An 18,122-nucleotide genomic window follows, 5' to 3' on the forward strand; every position below is an offset into this window, starting at 1 on the left:
ACCTGAGGGACCGGGGCATCGCACTGTCATGTCAGAGACGCTCGATGATGGTGACGTTGGCCTGGCCGCCGCCCTCGCACATCGTCTGCAGGCCGTACCTGCCGCCGGTGCGCTCCAGCTCGTGCAGCAGCTTGGTCATCAGGATCGCGCCCGTGCCGCCCAGCGGGTGGCCCAGGGCGATGGCGCCGCCGTTGGGGTTCACCCGGGCGGGGTCGGCGCCGAGCTCCCGCATCCACGCCAGCGGAACCGGTGCGAACGCCTCGTTGATCTCCGTCACGTCGATCTGGTCGATCGACATGCCGGCCTTCTTCAGCGCCTTCTGCGTCGCCGGGATCGGCGCGGTGAGCATGTAGACCGGGTCGTCGCCCATCAGCGCGAGCTGGTGGATGCGGGCACGGGGGGTCAGCCCGTGGTCCTTGACCGCCTGCTCGGAGGCGATCAGCACCGCGCCCGAGCCGTCGGAGATCTGCGAGGAGGTGGCGGCGGTGATCTGGCCGCCCTCCTTCAGCGTCTTCAACGAGGCCAGCTTCTCCAGCGTGGAGTCGGGGCGCGGGCCCTCGTCGTCCTCGACGCCGTTGATGGGCGCGATCTGGTCCTTGAAGTAGCCGTTGGCGATCGCCTTGGCGGCACGCTGGTGGGACTCGTAGGCGAACCGCTCGAGCTCGTCCCGCTTGAGTCCCCACTTCTCGCACATCAGCTCCGCGCCGCGGAACTGCGAGATCTCCTGCTTGCCGTAGCGCTCGACCCACTTGTCGCCGAACGGGAACGGCATGCCCTTCTCCAGCGCGGCGGTGATCGACGAGCCCATGGGCACGATGCTCATCGACTCCACACCGGCCGCCACGACCAGGTCCTGGGTGCCGGACAGCACGCCCTGGGCCGCGAAGTGGATCGACTGCTGGGAGGATCCGCACTGACGGTCGATCGTGACCCCGGCGGTGGTCTCCGGCAGCCCGGCCGACAGCCATGCGTTGCGCGCGATGTCCATGCTCTGGGGGCCGAACTGCATGACGCATCCCATGATGACGTCCTCGACCGCCGAGGGGTCGACGCCCGTGCGGTCGATCAGCGCCTTCAGGGTGTGCGCGGCCAGGTCAGTGGGGTGGACGGTGGACAGGCCGCCCTTCTTCTTGCCGACGGGGGTGCGGACCGCCCCGACGATGTACGCCTCTGCCACAGTGCCTCCTGTAAACCGAGCAATATTCGGTTCCTAGGGCAGAGCGTACAACAGAATGATGCTCGGCCGCCTCTCACGCAGGCGGTATAAGGTCCTCCGTACGGTCGACCCGGAACCGCCACCGGTCCACCACCAGGCCGTTCAGCGACTCCGACAGCGACAGCGCGAGTTCGCCCAGCTTCGCCTGGTCGTCGCCCCGCAGCTCCAGCGCCGTCAGCTCGGTCGCGAAGGGCAGCAGCTCCTGCACGGCCGGCGGCCGGCCCTTCTCCGGCACCACCAGGATCCGGATGCCGCCCACGTTGAAGACGAACTCCTCCTCCTGCTCGACCTCCCCCTCCAGCAGCTCCAGGAGCTCCTCGGCCGCCGGCCTGGCCGGAAGGATCACCGCGGGGCCGCTCTTGTGGCCGTCATCGGTGGGATCGTCCACCTCGCCCCGGCACACCGCCAGCCCGCCCAGCCGGAAAGCCAGCCCCTCGGCCAGATAGCGGTCGAAGTAGTCGAACGGCAGCGGACCCTCCGCCGTCACGCGGCACGCCCACACCTTCTCCAGCTCGCCGCCGACCAGGTCCGGCTCCGCCTCGACCGGCGCGTGCACCCGGACGTCCGCCGCCACGATGTCGTCGCCGTCCTCGCGCGCATCCGGATCGGCCAGCCGTACCAGCCGCAGCAACTCCGCCCGGTCCGGCTTGGCGGGCAGTGCCGCCGTGGGGCCAGTACGTAGTCTCCGCTTCGCCATCCAGCCCATAACGCGCCTCCGCGATCAGCTTCGATAGGAGCTCGTCATCGTCGCGTAGACGATGACGTTGTCGGTGTAGTGGCCGGTGCTGCGGTTGTAGACGCCGCCGCAGGTGATCAGGTGGAGCTGGGCGTTGGCCTGCGGGCCGTAGACGCGCTGGGTCGGGAACGTCTTCTTGTCCGCCTGCTCGATGCCGCCCACCGTGAACACCGCCGTGACGCCGTCCTGCCGCTTCACCTCGATGGTGTCGCCGTTGCGGATCTCCGGCAGGCGGCTGAAGACGGCGCTGCGCGTCCTGGTGTCCTTGTGCCCGAGCAGCACGGCGGGGCCGGCCTCACCCGGCGTGGACATGTTCCGGTACCAGCCGACCAGGTTCGGGTTGTTCGACGGCGGCACCTGGATCGTCCCGTCCTTGGCCAGCCCCACGGACCTGATCGGCGCGTTGATCCCCAGCCGCCTGACCGCGATCCGCACCGGCGTCGAGGGCAGCATCGCCGGCGCCGGAACCACCTGCGGCAGCGGCGGCGGCACGTTCGGAGCCGCCTGGAACATCGCCTGCTCCGGCTGCCCCGTGGCCTTGCCGTCAGGCTGCGCCGACAGCGGCAGCGCGTCCCTGCCGGCGGCCAGGCCGTACTCCTCCGGCGATCCCAGCACGATCAGCATCCCCGCCACCACGGTCACCACCCCGGCGACCGCGGCCAGCAGCAGCGTGATCCGCAGGCCCTTGCCGCCCTGGTCCTGCGGCGGCGGAGCGGGCGGGCCGCCGTACGGGTAGTGGTTCGCCACCTCGATCAGCCCTTGGAGACGGTACGGCGGCGCAGCAGCAGGCCGCCGGCACCGGCAGCCATGATCAGCACGGAACCGGCGAGCAGGAACATCCGCCCGTCAGGACCAGCGTCGCCCCCGGAGCCCGTGTCGGCCCCTTCCTTGGGCGTCTTCGACGACCTCGGGGTGGTGGTCCTGGTCGTGGGGGTCTCCGTGACGATCACGGTGGTGGTCCTGGTGGGCGTCGGGGTGCTGGTGCCGGTGGTCGTGTTCGTCGGGGTGTTGCTGTTGGTGGGCGACCCGGTCCCTGTGGGGGAACCGGTGCCGACGACCATGTTCAGTGAGGGGCCGCCCGATGTACCCGGCTCGCAGCTGTACCAATCGGTGCCGTTCACCTTGAGCGCGAAGCCGCCGGCCCTGACGGCGACGGTGCCCGTGGCAGTGGGCCTGATCACGATGCCCATGGTCGGAATCGGCATGGGAGAACCGTCGCTCACGGCTGTCTGCGGAGTCACGGTCGCGCTCGCCGTCACCGGAGTGCTGGGCACTGGGCTTCCGCTGGGGGTGGCAGTACCTACCGCGACAACTGTGCTGTTGGCCGAGATTACGGCCGTAGCCTCCAGCGTGGCTGTGCCAGTAGGCCGGATGTCCCAGTTCACCGTGACCGTCGCGCTGGCAACCGGTGCCGCGACCGGAGTCTTCAGCTCCATCTGAAATGGGATGTTCGTCGGAGTTCCCCCTGCAGGGGTGCATGAATAGACGACCTCCACCGGCACCGCGAAGGCGGCCACAGCGGGTATGACCCCGAAGATGCCTGCACCGAGGAGGGCAAAGGCGGATGTCTTGAGGGCGAGGCGGCGCCGCGCCTGGGACGTCAGCACTTGTCCTTCTCCAATTCGGCACAGTTCACAACAGGGCGTCCCCACGATCCCAGCCGTGGGTCACGGTTGGGTAGCGATCATACGGACTAATCCTGTCAATCGTCTGTAAAAGACCAAAACCACCCTGTCAGCCCTTCTTCTTGGACAGGGTGGCGTACACGATGATGTTGTCCGTGTAGCTGTGCGCAGTCTTGTTGTAGATGCCGCCGCACGTGATGAGCCTGAGCTGGGCATTCGTCGTGTTGCCGTAGACCCGGGCCGTCGGGAACGTCTTCTTGCCCACCTGCTCGATGCCGCTCACCGTGAAGCGCGTGACCTTGCCGTCCGAGCGGTACACGTAGATCTGGTCACCCTTGGCCAGCTCGTTGAGGCGCTTGAAGACCGCCGCGCCCTTCTTGGTGCTGACGTGGCCGTTGATCACCGAAGGGCCGAGCTCGCCGGGGAGCGGGCTGCGGCGGTACCAGCCGGTGAGGTTGGGCTTGCTCAGCGGCGGGGTGCCCAGAATTCCCTTTTTGGACACCGTGACCGAGCCGACCGGGGCGTTGACCCTGATCTTGGGGATCCGGATGCGCAGCGGCTTGGACTTGGCCTTGGCGGCCGCTGTCTTGGCCGGCGGGATCGCGGCCACGATCGGCGCGGCGGCCAGCGGCGGGGGCGCGTCGAGGCGGGCCGGGGTGAGCGGCACGTCCTTGCCGCCGGGGCCGACGCTCGGGGGCAGCACGAACGCGCCGGCGTTCTGATACTCCAGAGTGGTGCCCGGCTGGTCCAGCGCCATGGGGGCCGGCGCCGAACCGTCGTCGACCGCGGGGGCGAGCGAGAGCAGCCCCACCATGATGGCGCCCACGCCACCCAGCGAGCCGGCGATCAGCAACGCCGGGGTGGCCCTGGTCAGCAGCGACTTCTGTTCGGTCATCAGTTCATCCCTCCGGCGTGTCCCGCGCGCCGCCGACGAAGCAGCAGGCCCCCGGTGGCGCTGCCCATCAGCAACAAGGATCCGCCCGCGATCAGCCCGTACGAGCCCGTTTCCTGCTCGGGCGCCTCACCGGTGTCCACCCCTCCCGAGGGGGTGCTGGCCACCTGCGCCCTGTAGTTCGTGGCGGTGGGGCCGGCGGAGGCAGAGGTGCTGGCGGAGGCCGATGTGGATCCGCGGGGCACCACCACGCTCACGTGGGACCCGGTCGGCCACGGGTTGTGCTGCGGAGGCGTGACGCTGGGGTTGCCGGACGGGCTGGCCGTCGACGTGGGGTCGTCGGTCGGATCGTCCGTGGGAGGAGGGGTGGTGGGCGGCGTCGACGGGCTCCCGCCGCCCACGGTGATCTCCACCGTGCCCGGGTTGTTGGTGATCGTGCAGGTGGACCTGTGCTCCGTGGGCGGATTGATCATCTCGCGGGTGTGCAGCTTGAAGGCGTCCAGGTGGATGGGCTTGCCCAGGTCGATGCTTCTGACGCGGACGGTGTGCTGCGCGTAGGCGAGGTCCTTGCGCTCCCAGAGGGAGACGTTGCCCTTGATCGTGGCGGTGGGGTTGCCGCTGGAGTCCTTGGTCGGGTCCACGACCGCAGAGTGGTCGTCGTCGATGCTCACCCGGACCCTGCCCAGGCCCGGCTGCTCGCGGCCGATGTACTCGAACCCGGTACCCCGGAACTTGATGACGGCCTCGTCCGTGCGGGTGCTGGTCGTGTGGACGTCCCGCAGCCAGTCGCCGTACTCGACGGGCGTGCCCGGATGCAGTGCCCACCCCGCGTCGTAGCTCACCCGCGGGTCGTCGTTGTTCACGACCACCTCTCCGGCCGGCGGGACGAAGTCCACCGTCATCCCCTGAGGGGTGAGCTTGATGACGCCCGTGTCGGTCATGTGCGCCTCGGAGGACAGGCCTTCCGGCGCGGACATCGGCTGACCGGGCTTGAGTGCCGGCTGGTCCTTACTGCCGTGCGCCTCAAGCGTGCCGTTCCAGGCGCCGTCGAGCTTGACGTTGCCGATCAGGGAGACCTTGGCGCCCTCGGCGTAGTAGTCCGGTGACTTGAACCTGGGCGTGTTGACATGCTCGATGGTCCAGCCGAGCTTGAGCATGCCGTTCTGCTGCACGGTGGTCGGGATCTGCACCCTGGCCTTGAGTTTCACCTCGTCAGAGCCGGCGATCCCGCCCGTGCAGCTGTAGTCGACCACCAGGCTGAAGGTGTCCGCCTGAGCGGGCATCGCCACGAATGCGGCTGATGCCGCCAAGCCGACCGATGCGGCGATCCACGCATTGCGCCACCGACTCACGGCAACTCCGATCACACAGTAAACCGAAGGTAGATCTTAGAGTCGGCAGCAGTGCAACACGTACATCTCCTACCACTTGTGATGAACCCGTGTCCGCACCGGAAAACGTCCGTCCGAAGCAGGTGTGCCCACCGGTAACAGAATCGTATTCTGGCGAGCACCACACCCTGCTTGGAGGCGACATGCGGCGAGACCTCTTCGACGAGGAACACCTGCTCTTCCGCGACACCGTGCGCGAGTTCATGGCCCGCGAGGTCGCACCCCACCACGACCAGTGGGAGAAGGACGGCATCGTGCCCCGCGAGGTCTGGAAGAAGGCCGGAGAGGTCGGGATGTTCGGGTTCTCGGTGCCCGAGGAGTTCGGCGGGGCGGGCATCACGGACTTCCGCTACAACGCGGTCATCGTCGAGGAGATCATCCGGCAGGGGGCGTCCGGGCTGGGATTCTCGCTGCACAACGACGTCATGGCGCCGTACATGGTGGAGCTGACCGACGAGGAGCAGAAGCGCCGGTGGCTGCCCGGCTTCGCCGGCGGGGAGCTGATCACCGCGATCGCGATGACCGAGCCGGGCGCCGGCAGCGACCTGCAGGGGATCAGGACCACGGCGGTCCGCGAGGGTGATCACTACGTGGTCAACGGGCAGAAGACGTTCATCACCAACGGCATCAACGCCGATCTCGTCGTGGTGGTCGCGAAGACCGATCCGGCGGCCGGGGCGAGAGGGACCACGCTGCTGGTGGTCGAGCGCGGCATGGACGGGTTCGGCCACGGCCGCAACCTGGACAAGGTCGGCATGAAGGCGCAGGACACGGCCGAGTTGTTCTTCGAGAACGTCCGGGTGCCCGTCGCCAACCGGCTCGGCCCTAACGACGGCGAGGGCTTCATCCAGCTGATGAACAACCTGCCGCAGGAGCGGTTGTCGATCGCGGTGGCGGCCGTGGCCGCGGCCGAGACCGTGCTGGAGCAGACGATCGAGTACTGCAAGGGCCGTCAGGCTTTCGGGCGGAACATCGGCTCCTTCCAGAACACCCGGTTCGTGCTGGCGGAGCTGGCCACCGAGACGGAGATCGCCCGCCACTACGTCGACAAGTGCATCGTGGCGCTCAACGCCAAGGAGCTCACCGTCGTCGACGCGGCCAAGGCCAAGTGGTGGACCACCGAACTGCAGACCAGGGTCATCGACCGCTGCCTCCAGCTCCACGGCGGCTACGGCTACATGATGGAGTATCCGGTCGCCAAGGCCTGGCTCGACAGCCGCGTGCAGACTATCTACGGCGGCACCACCGAGATCATGAAGGAGATCATCGGCCGGTCGTTCGGCTTCTAGAGCGCCGCGCGCCGAACCGCCGGGCGGCGCATACTGGTCAGCATGGACGGCGGCCTGATCCTCCTGGTTTTCCTGGCACTGCTGTTCGCCTGGGGCCTCAACCGGGTGCGCCGGGCGATCCGGCTCGGCCCGATCGGCTACGCAGGGGTGATGATCGTGTTCGTCATCGTCATGCTGCTGCTGTGGGGCCAGACCTTCCGCTAGCCGGGCAGAGCGCCGACGAAGCGGGTGAGCAGGCGGGCGAACTCCGCGCGCTCCTCGGCGGACCAGCCCGCCGTGGCCGCGGCGAACGACGCCTGCCTGCCCCGGTGCATCTCCGCCACCGCCGCCCGGCCCGCGTCCGTCATGACCAGCAGCGCCCTGCGCCCGTCGGCCTGGTCGGCCTCGCGCCTTGCCAGGCCCGCCTCCACGGCGACCGCGACGAGTCTGCTGGCCCTCGGCTGGTCGACCGCGAGCGCCCGCGCGACGTCCGACACGGTGACCGGGCCGCCGGCCGACTCGATCACGTCGAGCACATCCAGCTCGGGCGCCGCCCTCTCACTCAGCCGCGCGAGGGCACGCCTGCTCTGCCTGCGCCTGATGGCCACCATCGCCCGCTCGATCTCGGCGATATCGTTGTCTTCGTACATATAGTTGTTAGTGTACATACATGAACAAGCCGATCGGATACTGGCTTAGGCACCTCGACGCGCTCCTGGAGGAGTCCATGGCCCGGGCGCTGGCGGAGCACGCCGTGACCCGGCGCGAGTGGCAGGCGCTCAACGTCCTGGCGATACCCGGACAGGACCCGCACGACATCCTGGAGCCGTTCCCCGGCGTCGGCGACGCGGTCGAGGCGCTGACCGCCAAGGGCTGGGCCCAGGACGGCCGGCTCACCGCCGACGGCAAGCGGGCGCACGCGACGATCGCCGAGCGGGTCGGCCACGTCAGGAGGCGAGCGGTCGAGGGAGTGAGCCCGCACGAGTATCAGGCGACGGTCGACGTGCTGCGCCGGATGGCCGCCAACCTGGAGACCGCCTAACCCCCGCTGCCCTCCAGCAGCACTCTGGCCACCAGCTCCGGATCGTCGCTCATCGGGACATGCCCGCACCCCTTGAGCAGCTTCACCCGCTGCCCCGACCATCTCGCGGCGCGCACCGCCTGGCGGCGCAGCAGGAGCCGGTCGTGCTCGCCCCAGGCGATCGTGATGGGTGACTTGGGCGGCGCGGGCGGCATCACGTTGGAGAACGACTCCAGCGTCTCGTCGAAACCGGAGGCCTCGCCCAGCGCCTGGGTGGCGGCGACCAGGGCGGTCGGCGTCAGCCTGGCGGGATGCGCGACCAGCAGGCCCGCCGACAGGGCGCGGCCCACCGGGTTCTCGGCCGCCTTGGCCGCCTGCTCCGGCGGCATCGACCGGGCCGAGGCACGCATGGCCCGCAGCACCCACTGGCAGTAGAGCAGCTCGGGACGCGACCAGAAACCGGCCGGAGACAGCGCGGTGGCCGTCCGGACCGTGCCGCGCGAGGCCAGCTCCAGGGCGAGGTAGCCGCCCAGGGAATTGCCCGCCACGTGCGGATCGCGTACGCCGAGCAGCGCGCAGAACGACTCGACCGCGTCCGCGAGCGACTCGGCGGTGTAGGGGGTGCCGTCAGGCAGCCCGGGCGACCGGCCGAACCCGGGCAGGTCGACGGCGATCACCGTCCGTTCGGCGGCCAGCCGGTCCAGCACCGGCAACCAGGCCTGCCAGTGATGGCCGATGCCATGGATGAGAATCAGCGGCTCGCCGCTGCCGCGACGTTCGAAGGCCAGCTCCATGGCCATGAGTGAATCACTCAACGGCCACGGGTGGGAATCTCGAACCAGACCGCTTTGCCTTCCCTCGTCGGTCGCGATCCCCACCGCTTGGCGAGCTGGTCGACGAGGTAGAGGCCACGGCCGCCCTCGTCGTTCTCGCCCGCGCTGCGGATCCGCGGCAGCCGCAGGTCCTGGTCGAACACCTCGACCCACACCGATTCCCCGCCCCGGCGCAGCCGCAGCGTGAACTCCTTGTCGCCGACCGCCTCGTCCTCGAAGCCGGGCACGTCCCAGGAGTCCTCGAACGGCAGTGGCGGCCCCTCGACCACCAGATCCCTGCGCGGCACGGTCGCGGTGGAGGCGTGCAGCACCACGTTGGTGACCACCTCGGAGACCAGCAGGCAGGCCAGCTCGGCGCGCTCCTCTGGCACATTCCAGTCGGCGAACGCCTCCGAGGCCATCCGCCGTGCCTCCCCCACCATGATCGGCTGGGCCGGGAAGGTGCGCTCCTCGACGTCCAGCTCGTTGTCGCTGGAGCGGACGACCAGGATCGCCATGTCGTCGTCGATCTCGCCGGGCACCGCGACCGTCGCGACGTCGGCGATCCGCTCGACCTCGGCGTCGGTCATCTTGGCGAGCTTCTCGCAGAGCACTCCGAGCGTCTCGGCGTCGGTGGGCATCTTCCCGTGACGGGTGGGGCGGCGGTCGACCAGGCCGTCGGTGTAGAGGAGCAGCGCGGCGCCTGGCGGCAGCGTGCGGGTCTCCTCCTTGTAGACGAGGTCGGCGTGCATGCCCTTGGCGCGCACGCCCAGGGGCTGGCCGACCTCCTCGATGTCGAGCTCCACGCACTGGCCGTCGGCCAGCAGCAGCGGCGGGGCGTGGCCGGCGTTGGCGAAGGACAGCTGCCGCGACCAGGCGTCGTAGACGAGATACTGGCAGGTCACGATGGGTGGGACGCTGACCTCGGTGCCGCTGTCGTCACGCTCGGGCGTCGCGATGATGCGCGTCCACTCGTCCAGCCTGGCCAGGATGTCGGCGGGCGACTTGTCGTCCTGGGCGAAGGCCCGCAGCGCGGCGCGGAGCTGGCCCATGATGGCCGCCGCCTTGGCCCCCCTGCCCTCCACGTCGCCGATCACGATGCCGACCCGGCCGGCCGACAGCGGGATCACGTCGTACCAGTCGCCGCCCACCTGGGTCTGGATGCCCTGGCCGTGGGAGGCGAGCGGCGCGGCGGGATAGTAGCGGACCGCGATCTGCAGGCCGTCGAGCTGCGGCAGCGCCCTGGGCAGCAGGTGCTTCTGGAACGACTCGGCGGTGTGGCGCTCCTCCTCGAACAGCAGCGCGTTGTCGATCGCGAGCGCGACCCGGGTCGCGATGGCGCCCACGAAGTCGCGGTCGAAGGCGTCGTAGTGAGGGCTGCGGCGCTCGGTGAGGTTGGACAGCCCGAGGTACATCAGGCCGAGCGTCTCGCCGCGCACGCTGAGCGGGGCGACGATCGCGGAGTTCATGCCGACCTCGCCGCACAGCCTCGCGCTGCCCTCGGTGGGGGCCGGGAAGCTGTTGCTGGCGAAGTCGTCGACGAGGATGGTCTCCTGGCGGCGCAGCGCCGCGTCGGCGTAGTGGCCCGACGGATAGCGGATCTCCGCCCCCACCGGCTTCCAGGTGCCGGGGGGCGGCGCCCAGCCCTGCACGTGCTGGGAGACCCTGCGAATCAGCCGGTCGCCCTCCATCAGCTCGATGAAGCAGTGGTCGGCGAACTGCGGCACCAGCATCTCGGCGACCCGCTTGAGCGTCTCCTCGACGTAGAGGGAGCCCGCCAGCCGCTCGCCGATGCGCTCCAGCAGCCCGAAGCGGTCCTTCTCGCGCTCGTTGCTGCGCAGCGCCTCGCGGGCGGTGATGACGATCCCCGTCACCGAGCCGGACGGGTGGCGCAGCGGCACGGCCTGGGCCCGGACGTAGACGATCGTGCCGTCGCCGCGCCTGACGTCGAACGTGCCCTCCCACACGCCGCCCTTGAGCACGTGCTTGGCCAGCTCGATCGCCTGCGGGTGGTCCTTCTCCATGATCCCGAGGGACAGGACCGACGAGTCGCGGGCCGACTTGGCCGGCCTGCCGAACAGCTTTTCGGCAAACGGGTTCCAGTAAAGGAGGTTGCTGAAGCGGTCCGTGACGACCACGGCCATGTCGGCGTGGTCCAGGACGGACGCGGCGCTGAGCTGGTCGGCCGCGTCCTGGGACAGATCCCCCCATCGCTTCATCCGGAGACCACTCCTCGGGGAGGCATGCGCGAAAAGCGAACCACGGGCGCTCCTGCAACAGTCTTGGCCGGGGGGGAGTGGAGGGTCTCCCAGATGGGATTCAACCAAGCAGCCGCGTGCGCGTCAGCGCCTGGAGACGAAAACGTGCGCGGCAACGTCACGCGGAATCTCCGCGAGAGAGTCGTTCGCGTCACCGTCACCTGTCACCCGCACACCATCGTCGCTCGCCGCGAGCGTCACCTCGCGTCCGGGTTGTATCCCAACTTGCTTGAGTTTAAGCATCAGAGCGGGATCACTTTGCACTTGTTCGCTAATTCGCCGGACCACGACGGGCACGCCCTGGGCTCCGGCCAGCTCCGTCATGGCGACGAGCACGCCCCCGGCCTGCTCTGCCGCCTCCGTCGCGCCCAGCTCGCCGAGCCCCGGGATGGGGTTGCCGTGCGGGCAGGACGTGGGGTTGTCGAGCAGCTTGACCAGGCGCGTCTCGACGGACTCGGACATCACGTGCTCCCAGCGGCACGCCTCGATGTGCACCTCTTCCCAGGGCAGCCCGATGACGTCGATCAGCAGGCACTCCGCCAGGCGGTGTTTACGCATGACGCGCGTCGCGAGCGTGCGTCCCAGGTCGGTCATGGACAGGTGGCGGTCACCCTCCACGCGAACGAGGCCGTCCCGCTCCATGCGGGCGACGGTCTGGCTCACGGTGGGGCCGCTCTGTTGCAAGCGCTCGGCAATGCGCGCGCGAAGGGGGACGATGCCCTCCTCCTCGAGCTCGTAAATCGTACGGAGATACATCTCCGTAGTGTCGATCAGGCCGTGTGCGGTCAAGGCTCCTCCCAACTGAATGCTACGCCGGTCGTGGCGGGGACTGAGCCCGTCCGCTGCGGGCACAGGAAGTCAGGGCCAAAGCCTATGGGGAGAACGACCGACGATGACGACAAAGGACGGCAACAACTCGGCGGCCGAGTTCCTTCCCGGTCACCTGGACCTCGCCTCGCCGCGGAGCGCCTCGGCCTGCTGCGGCGAGCAGCCGGGCGATCCTCACCGACCTCCAGGCCGCCTGATCTTGGCGTAGGGGTACGTTCAGCGCGCGCGGTAGTTCCTGAAGCCGGCGACCGACAGCCCGACCACCAGGACGGCGATCGCGCACGCCAGGCCGCCTCCCACCCAGGCGGTCGTCAGCCCGAACACCGAGGCGGTGGCCCCGGCCCGCACGTCGCCCAGCCGGGGGCCGCCGGCGACCACGACCATGAAGACGCCCTGCAGCCGCCCGCGCATCTCGTCGGGCGCGTACAGCTGCAGGATGGACTGCCGCCACACCGAGGAGACCACGTCCGCCGCTCCCCCGACGGCCATGAACAGCAGCACCAGCCACAGCTCCTGCGCGAGCCCCGCCGCGGCGACCGCGAGCCCCCAGACGGCGATCACGAAGGTCAGCGCCAGCCCCTGCCGGCTGACGCGGGTGACCCAGCCGGAGAACAGCCCGCCGATCACCGAGCCGACGGCCATCGAGGCGACCAGCCAGCTCAGCGCGTACAGCGACCCGCCGAAGCGGAGATCGACCAGCTCGGGGAAGAGCGCCCTGGGCAGGGCGAAGACCATCGCGATGATGTCGACGACGAAGGACATCACCAGCACCGGCGTGGTGAGGATGAACCTCAGCCCTTCGGCCACGGACCGCCAGCCGGGCCTGGAGACCGCCCCCATGGGCGCGAGCGCGGGCAGGCGCAGGGCCGCGTAGAGGCTGGCGGAGAAGAGCACGGCGTCCACCGCGTAGGCCGCGGCGAAGCCGCCCCAGGCGAGCACGACGCCGCCGACCATCGGGCCGCCGACCGCGGCCAGGCTGTAGACGAGCGAGTTCAGCGCGTTGGCCGACGGGACCAGCTCGGGAGGCAGCAGCCTGGGGATGATCGCGCCCCTGGTGGAGGAGCTGATGGCGAAGCCCGCGGCGCCCAACGCGACCGTGCCGAGCAGCGCGTACACGTTGGGCGTCCCGAGCAGCGCCTGCAGCAGGATGAGCACGGTGCTCACCCAGGCGACCAGCGAACCGGCGACGAGCAGCTTGCGCCGGTCCACGGCGTCGGCGACGGCCCCGCCCCACAGCCCGAACACCACCAGCGGGACGAGGTTCGCCAGGCCCAGCATGCCGACCCAGAACGACGAGCCGGTCAGCTCGTAGACCTGCTGGCTGACGGCGACGACGGTGACCGCCAGGCCGACGTGCGAGACGGCCTGGCCCAGCCAGAGCCGCCGGTAGGCGGGCACCGCCAGTGGCCGGGTGTCTACCAGATGACGTTTGACGAACTCCCCGAATGCCACTTGAAGGACACTAAGGGGCAAGCCTCTCCAGAACCCACCCGGGTCTGGTTCGCCGGTAGCGGAGCCTGTCATGCATCCGGTCGAGCTGCCCCTGCCAGAACTCCACCTCCACCGGGGCCACCCGGAAGCCGCCCCAGAACTCCGGCACCGGCGGGTCCTCGGGCCAGCGCGCCGCCAGCTCCTCGTAGCGCTCGTCCAGCTCCTCCCGGGACCGCACGACCGCGGACTGGCGCGACGCCCAGGCCCCGATGCGCGAGCCGTACGGCCTGGAGCTGAAGTAGGCGGCCGACTCCTCGTGCGACAGCCGCGACACCGAGCCCTCGACGCGCACCTGGCGGCGTATCGGATGCCACGGGAACAGCAGCGAGGCCCGCGGGTTCTCGGTCAGGTCGCGGCCCTTGCGGGACTCGTAGTTGGTGAAGAAGACGAACCCGTGCTCGTCGTAGGCCTTCAACAGGACGGTTCTGGCGCTGGGGCGACCGCCTGCGGAGGCGGTCGCCAGCACCATGGCGTTGGGTTCGGGCAGGCCCGCGTCGAGCGCGTCCTCGAACCAGACGGTGAATTGCGCTATGGGATCGGCCGCGACGGCGGCTTCGAGCAGCGGTTCGCCCTCGTACGTGCGGCGGAGCCCTGCCAGCGAGGGCGGGCGCGAGGTGGCATCCACGAGACGGTATTCTTGCGCGCTCGGTGGCAGATCCCACACACCGCCTCCTATCAGGTGTTTTGGCCTTTCGGCGGGTCCGGAGGCCGAGCACGAGCCGGGAGGGGGTTAAATTGACCCGCCGGTATCTCGACATCAAGGCATTGCCGGAACATGGCAAGAAAGGGAGGCGGCCGAGAATGTCCGACTTCAAACCCGGCCTCGAGGGCGTTGTAGCTTTCGAGACCGAGATCGCGGAACCGGACAAAGAAGGGGGCGCCCTTCGATACCGGGGCGTCGACATCGAGGAGCTGGTCGGCCGTGTCCCCTTCGGGCACGTCTGGGGCCTGCTGGTCGACAACAAGTTCCAGCCGGGCCTTCCCCCGGCGGAGCCGTACCCCATCCCTGTCCATTCCGGTGACATCCGCGTTGACGTACAGAGCGCGCTGGCCATGCTGGCTCCGGCCTACGGTTTCAAGGCCCTGCTCGACATCAGCGACGAGGAGGCCCGCGACCAGCTCGCCCGCGCCTCCGTGATGGCCCTGTCCTTCGTGGCGCAGTCGGCGCGCGGCCTCGGCCTGCCGATGGTGCCCCAGAGCCGCGTCGACGAGGCCAAGACCATCGTCGAACGCTTCATGATCCGCTGGCGCGGTGAGCCCGATCCCAAGCACGTCAGGGCCATCGACGCCTACTGGACCTCGGCGGCCGAGCACGGCATGAACGCCTCCACCTTCACCGCCAGGGTCATCGCCTCCACCGGCGCGGACGTGGCGGCCGCGCTGTCCGGCGCGGTCGGCGCCATGTCGGGCCCGCTCCACGGCGGCGCCCCGGCCCGCGTCCTGCACATGATCGAGGGTGTCGAGAAGCTCGGCGACGCCAAGAAGTACGTGCAGGGCGAGCTCGACAAGGGCCAGCGGCTGATGGGCTTCGGCCACCGCGTCTACCGTGCCGAGGACCCGCGGGCCCGCGTGCTCCGCCGCACCGCCAAGGAGCTCGACGCGCCGCGTTACGAGGTCGCGGCGGCGCTGGAGCAGGCGGCGCTGGAGGAGCTCCACGCCCGCAAGCCCGACCGCGTGCTGGCCACCAACGTCGAATACTGGGCCGCGGTGGTCCTGGACTTCGCCGAGGTGCCCTCGCACATGTTCACCTCGATGTTCACCTGCGCCCGCACGGCCGGTTGGGCCGCGCACATCCTTGAGCAGAAGCTCACGGGCAGGCTGGTGCGCCCGAGCGCCAACTACATCGGCCCGGCGTCGCGCCCGCTCAGCGACGTGCCCGGCGCCTCCGAGGTCGTCGGCACCATCTGACCTCGAGCCCCGCGAACGGTCCGCCGGTCACCGGCGGGCCGTTCCTTGCTTGCCACCGGTCGAGTGCGTGAAACTTTCACGCCGGTGTCTCCTCCCCCTCCCGCAGGCCGGCGTCGGGGCAGGCGGACCGGGGCGGCGTCAACTCGGTGAGCCTGCCGCACAGCCCCACCAGGACCTGCTCCCCCGGCTCACCCACAGCCCGTTTCGGGACCTGGACCAGCATGACGGGCTTGTCCGTCGACTCGTGCGGCTCTCTGCCGCGGGTGAACTCGATCACCCCGGTGGTCCCGTACTGCGTGCCGAGCGTGCCCAGGCCGTACAGGACCGTGCCCTTGTCCGGCAGGGCGTCCGTGCCGCCGTAGGCGGAGCCGACCGCGAGTCCCAGGGCGAGCGCGGCGTCGTGGGCCAGCATCGCGTGCAGCGTCGACGGCTGCCTGTCGGAGCCGATCAGCGCCAGGATCTTGGCGAGCTGCGCCGTGCCGCCCCGGCCCTCACCCGCCCAGGGCGACTCCCAGGCGCGGTCCCAGGCGAGCGTGACGTAGTGCAGGCGCATGTTGGGGTGCTCGCCGAGCTGCTGCTGGTTGTCCTGTACGTACTTCGTCACGTCGTCGGAGGCCAGCACGTGATGGGTGCGGGCCTGGCTGCAACCCTCGTTGAGCCCCTCGACGAAGGTGGCGAAGTCGTCGCCCCGGCCCGTGTAGTAGATCAGCTCGTGATCGCAGGCCCGCTTCACCTGGGTCCTGAGCTGCTCCCCTCCGGTGTACTGGAGCCGCGTGACGTCGCCGAAGGCGGCGGCGAAGTCCGCGGCCAGGCCGGTGCTGTAGAGGTCGCCCTCGCTGACGTCCTCCATCAGCGCCACCGTCCTGGCCTGCGGCAGGTCGCCGCTGCCCGCCCTGATCCACGCCGCCGACGCCTTGGCCTGCCGCTCGTTGTCGGCGGCCATCCTGAAGAAGTACGGCGCCGGCACCCTGCGGTGGACGGCCAGGTCGTCGGCCGTGCCGACGGTCACCACCACCGGGAGGCCGGCGGCGTTCAGCACCGCGATGGCCTCCTGGTTGCCCACCCTGCTCTGGGCCATCCCGATCACCCCGACGATCGGCGCGCCGCCCTCCAGCCGCTCGACCACCTGGCGGGCCACCGCAACGGCCCGCCTGAACGCCCGTCCCGGGTTGGCCAGCAGGATGCGCAGCTTGGGTCGCGAGCTGGTGGAGGCGTTGTAGGCCTGCTGGTAGGCGGCGACGCCGAACAGCTCGCCGTGCGAGCCCGCCAGCAGCGCCTGCGGGGAGCCGGTCAGCGGACCGATGTAGGCGATCTCGACGTGGCGGCCGCTCGCCACGGCCTTGGCGTTCTCCGCCTCGATGATGCCGATCGGCCTGGCCAGCCGCTGGTGGAAGACGTGGCCGCCATCGGAGATTCCGATGCATTCTCCCTGGTCGAGCAGCACGTCAGGGGTCTGGCAGTAGGTCCTGTCGGTGGTCCAGATGTAGGCGCCGGACGCCAGCAGCGGCACGATCAGCAGGGCCGCCATGACCGTCCAGTAGGCCCTGACCCGCTTGTGGCCCAGCCGGGGCGGCGGCAGCGCGGGGGCCTGGGTGACGTCCGCGTCGACCCCGTCGACCACCAGGTAGGAGGGGCCGTGCCGGTGCCGCGCCTGGTGCAGCCAGTCCCGGTACGGCTCTTCCCCGGGCTGCGTGTCGGCGCTCAGCCGGACCATTCGGACGCTGGGCAGCAGGTCGGCCCGCTCCGGCCCGGAGGTGACCACCAGCAGGGGATCCCACCGCGCCACCCGCCGGCGCACGGTGTGCAGGCGGCTGAGGAAGGGCGGCCGCTCGGCGCCGCTGACGTCGCGCAGGTACAGGGTGCAGTAGTAGGCGCGGGCCCACGCCGGCCAGAGGAACAGCCGGCGCCGCCGGTAGGCCTGCCTGAGGTCCTCCAGGAAGGCGTTGACCAGCAGCAGCTCCAGCTCCTCCGTCGGCAGCTTGGCCAGCCGGTGCGCGTAGCCGGACAGCCGTTCCAGGGAGTCCCGCGGATGGAAGAGCTGCCGCCGGAACCACGAGCTCCTGACATGGGTGCGGGCGAGCAGGACGGCGTGGCCGGCGGCCACCACGACGGCGCCCGCCACGCTCAGCGCCCAGCCCACGATCGTGATCACCTGACCGGCCAGGGCGGCGACCAGCGAGGCCGCCGGGACCCAGCCGGTGAGCAGCCTGCTCAGGTAGTCCAGCCAGACCACGACCGGCCGGTCCTCGTCCTTCCCCCGCGGATGCTCCTCGCTCTTCCCGCGCCGGCCCGGACGATTCGCGGCCAGCGCCCTCTCCATGTCGGGGATCTCGGCCTTGCCGGCGCTCTTGCGCTCCATGACGAGCAGGACGAACGCGGTGAGCTGGAACCTGATCGGCGGCAGTCCCCTGGGCCCGGTCCGCTGCCCCAGCTTGACCGCAGCCCCGTCGACGACCGTCCGCACGTCGGTGACCTCGCGGGCGTCCAGCGAGAACAGCGGCATGTCCGATGTGTCGGGCGCGATGATCTCCTCGAGATCGGCGTCGCCCTTGCCGGTCAGGAAGATGGACAACTGCGGCATCGGCCGGTCACCACGCCAGGGAGCGGGCCGTCGCATCAATCTGTCGAACAGGCCACGCAGTAAGCCGCGGTCGTCTCTGTCCCCCATGAGCGCTC

General features: G+C 70.0%; 19 protein-coding genes. 6 read left to right on the forward strand and 13 right to left on the reverse strand.

The genetic code is table 11. The features are described 5' to 3' along the window. Positions 1–31 precede the first annotated feature (31 nt). From V5E28_RS45110 to V5E28_RS45125, 4 genes are all read right to left on the reverse strand, one after another. Positions 32–1,177, reverse strand: coding sequence for an acetyl-CoA C-acetyltransferase (locus tag V5E28_RS45110; RefSeq protein WP_336216376.1), 1,146 nt, complete (start codon positions 1,175–1,177; stop codon positions 32–34). A 73-nt stretch (positions 1,178–1,250) separates the two neighbouring features. Continuing rightward, positions 1,251–1,913, reverse strand: a complete 663-nt coding sequence (locus tag V5E28_RS45115) for a hypothetical protein (protein ID WP_336216377.1) — start codon at positions 1,911–1,913, stop codon at positions 1,251–1,253. Positions 1,914–1,937: 24 nt separating this feature from the next. Then, positions 1,938–2,699 (reverse strand): class F sortase, encoded by a 762-nt coding sequence (locus tag V5E28_RS45120; RefSeq protein WP_336216378.1) that lies wholly within the window; start codon positions 2,697–2,699, stop codon positions 1,938–1,940. A 5-nt stretch (positions 2,700–2,704) separates the two neighbouring features. After that, complete coding sequence (locus tag V5E28_RS45125; protein ID WP_336216380.1) at positions 2,705–2,902, reverse strand: hypothetical protein; 198 nt, start codon at positions 2,900–2,902, stop codon at positions 2,705–2,707. On the opposite strand from V5E28_RS45125, the gene V5E28_RS45130 reads away from it, so the two are divergent. Further along, positions 2,892–3,392, forward strand: coding sequence for a hypothetical protein (locus V5E28_RS45130; protein WP_336216382.1), 501 nt, complete (start codon positions 2,892–2,894; stop codon positions 3,390–3,392). The two genes, V5E28_RS45125 and V5E28_RS45130, sit on opposite strands and share 11 nt — an antisense overlap. 294 nt (positions 3,393–3,686) lie before the next feature. Here the strand turns inward: V5E28_RS45130 and V5E28_RS45135 are convergent, their stop codons facing one another. Both V5E28_RS45135 and V5E28_RS45140 read right to left on the reverse strand, forming a co-directional pair. After that, positions 3,687–4,472, reverse strand: a complete 786-nt coding sequence (locus V5E28_RS45135) for a class F sortase (RefSeq protein WP_336216383.1) — start codon at positions 4,470–4,472, stop codon at positions 3,687–3,689. Further along, positions 4,472–5,752: a hypothetical protein gene (locus V5E28_RS45140; protein ID WP_336216384.1), complete on the reverse strand. Its 1,281-nt coding sequence runs from the start codon at positions 5,750–5,752 to the stop codon at positions 4,472–4,474. The genes V5E28_RS45135 and V5E28_RS45140 overlap by 1 nt, the downstream gene beginning before the upstream one ends. A 251-nt stretch (positions 5,753–6,003) precedes the next feature. Here V5E28_RS45140 and V5E28_RS45145 point away from each other — a divergent pair, with 251 nt between their 5' ends. Together V5E28_RS45145 and V5E28_RS45150 are read left to right on the forward strand one after the other, a co-directional pair. Further along, a complete protein-coding gene (locus tag V5E28_RS45145) occupies positions 6,004–7,149 on the forward strand; it encodes an acyl-CoA dehydrogenase family protein (protein ID WP_336216386.1) in 1,146 nt (381 codons plus the stop codon). A gap of 42 nt (positions 7,150–7,191) precedes the next feature. Then, positions 7,192–7,353, forward strand: coding sequence for a hypothetical protein (locus V5E28_RS45150; protein WP_336216388.1), 162 nt, complete (start codon positions 7,192–7,194; stop codon positions 7,351–7,353). Here V5E28_RS45150 and V5E28_RS45155 read toward each other — a convergent pair. Then, positions 7,350–7,778 carry a MarR family winged helix-turn-helix transcriptional regulator gene (locus V5E28_RS45155; RefSeq protein ID WP_336216389.1) on the reverse strand — a complete coding sequence of 143 codons (429 nt, stop codon included), beginning with the start codon at positions 7,776–7,778 and terminating at the stop codon, positions 7,350–7,352. The two genes, V5E28_RS45150 and V5E28_RS45155, sit on opposite strands and share 4 nt — an antisense overlap. 20 nt (positions 7,779–7,798) lie before the next feature. Here V5E28_RS45155 and V5E28_RS45160 point away from each other — a divergent pair, with 20 nt between their 5' ends. Beyond that, entirely contained in the window at positions 7,799–8,170 is a 372-nt protein-coding gene (locus V5E28_RS45160; RefSeq protein WP_336216391.1) for a MarR family winged helix-turn-helix transcriptional regulator, read from the forward strand. Here V5E28_RS45160 and V5E28_RS45165 read toward each other — a convergent pair. The 3 genes from V5E28_RS45165 to V5E28_RS45175 form a co-directional block, all read right to left on the reverse strand. Then, positions 8,167–8,964 carry an alpha/beta fold hydrolase gene (locus tag V5E28_RS45165; protein ID WP_336216393.1) on the reverse strand — a complete coding sequence of 266 codons (798 nt, stop codon included), beginning with the start codon at positions 8,962–8,964 and terminating at the stop codon, positions 8,167–8,169. The genes V5E28_RS45160 and V5E28_RS45165 overlap by 4 nt on opposite strands. Then, entirely contained in the window at positions 8,961–11,180 is a 2,220-nt protein-coding gene (locus V5E28_RS45170) for a SpoIIE family protein phosphatase (protein WP_336216395.1), read from the reverse strand. The genes V5E28_RS45165 and V5E28_RS45170 overlap by 4 nt, the downstream gene beginning before the upstream one ends. 123 nt (positions 11,181–11,303) lie before the next feature. Next, positions 11,304–12,008 carry a metal-dependent transcriptional regulator gene (locus V5E28_RS45175; RefSeq protein ID WP_336216396.1) on the reverse strand — a complete coding sequence of 235 codons (705 nt, stop codon included), beginning with the start codon at positions 12,006–12,008 and terminating at the stop codon, positions 11,304–11,306. A gap of 103 nt (positions 12,009–12,111) precedes the next feature. Here V5E28_RS45175 and V5E28_RS45180 point away from each other — a divergent pair, with 103 nt between their 5' ends. Further along, a complete protein-coding gene (locus tag V5E28_RS45180) occupies positions 12,112–12,255 on the forward strand; it encodes a hypothetical protein (protein ID WP_336216397.1) in 144 nt (47 codons plus the stop codon). Between the two features lie 8 nt (positions 12,256–12,263). On the opposite strand, the gene V5E28_RS45185 is transcribed toward V5E28_RS45180, so the two are convergent. Both V5E28_RS45185 and pdxH read right to left on the reverse strand, forming a co-directional pair. After that, positions 12,264–13,499: an MFS transporter gene (locus tag V5E28_RS45185; RefSeq protein ID WP_336216398.1), complete on the reverse strand. Its 1,236-nt coding sequence runs from the start codon at positions 13,497–13,499 to the stop codon at positions 12,264–12,266. Positions 13,500–13,509: 10 nt separating this feature from the next. Next, complete coding sequence (gene pdxH / locus V5E28_RS45190; RefSeq protein ID WP_336216400.1) at positions 13,510–14,163, reverse strand: pyridoxamine 5'-phosphate oxidase; 654 nt, start codon at positions 14,161–14,163, stop codon at positions 13,510–13,512. A gap of 176 nt (positions 14,164–14,339) precedes the next feature. Between pdxH and V5E28_RS45195 the strand changes: the two genes are divergently transcribed. Then, positions 14,340–15,446 (forward strand): citrate synthase 2, encoded by a 1,107-nt coding sequence (locus V5E28_RS45195; RefSeq protein WP_336216401.1) that lies wholly within the window; start codon positions 14,340–14,342, stop codon positions 15,444–15,446. 76 nt (positions 15,447–15,522) lie between these two features. Here the strand turns inward: V5E28_RS45195 and V5E28_RS45200 are convergent, their stop codons facing one another. After that, on the reverse strand, positions 15,523–18,114 hold the full coding sequence (locus V5E28_RS45200; RefSeq protein WP_336216402.1) for an ABC transporter substrate-binding protein: 2,592 nt from the start codon (positions 18,112–18,114) through the stop codon (positions 15,523–15,525). Positions 18,115–18,122: the final 8 nt, after the last annotated feature.

It is taken from the genome of Nonomuraea sp. LPB2021202275-12-8 (assembly GCF_037044575.1).
In the GTDB taxonomy this organism is placed as follows: domain Bacteria; phylum Actinomycetota; class Actinomycetes; order Streptosporangiales; family Streptosporangiaceae; genus Nonomuraea.

Coding starts and splice junctions, on each gene's coding strand:
- V5E28_RS45115 (WP_336216377.1), bottom strand. CDS start 1,913: ATGGCGAAGCGGAGACTACGTACTGGCCCCACGGCGGCACTGCCCGCC.
- V5E28_RS45135 (WP_336216383.1), bottom strand. CDS start 4,472: ATGACCGAACAGAAGTCGCTGCTGACCAGGGCCACCCCGGCGTTGCTG.
- V5E28_RS45140 (WP_336216384.1), bottom strand. CDS start 5,752: ATGCCCGCTCAGGCGGACACCTTCAGCCTGGTGGTCGACTACAGCTGC.
- V5E28_RS45145 (WP_336216386.1), top strand. CDS start 6,004: ATGCGGCGAGACCTCTTCGACGAGGAACACCTGCTCTTCCGCGACACC.
- V5E28_RS45150 (WP_336216388.1), top strand. CDS start 7,192: ATGGACGGCGGCCTGATCCTCCTGGTTTTCCTGGCACTGCTGTTCGCC.
- V5E28_RS45155 (WP_336216389.1), bottom strand. CDS start 7,778: ATGTACGAAGACAACGATATCGCCGAGATCGAGCGGGCGATGGTGGCC.
- V5E28_RS45160 (WP_336216391.1), top strand. CDS start 7,799: ATGAACAAGCCGATCGGATACTGGCTTAGGCACCTCGACGCGCTCCTG.
- V5E28_RS45170 (WP_336216395.1), bottom strand. CDS start 11,180: ATGAAGCGATGGGGGGATCTGTCCCAGGACGCGGCCGACCAGCTCAGC.
- V5E28_RS45180 (WP_336216397.1), top strand. CDS start 12,112: ATGACGACAAAGGACGGCAACAACTCGGCGGCCGAGTTCCTTCCCGGT.
- V5E28_RS45195 (WP_336216401.1), top strand. CDS start 14,340: ATGTCCGACTTCAAACCCGGCCTCGAGGGCGTTGTAGCTTTCGAGACC.
- V5E28_RS45200 (WP_336216402.1), bottom strand. CDS start 18,114: ATGGGGGACAGAGACGACCGCGGCTTACTGCGTGGCCTGTTCGACAGA.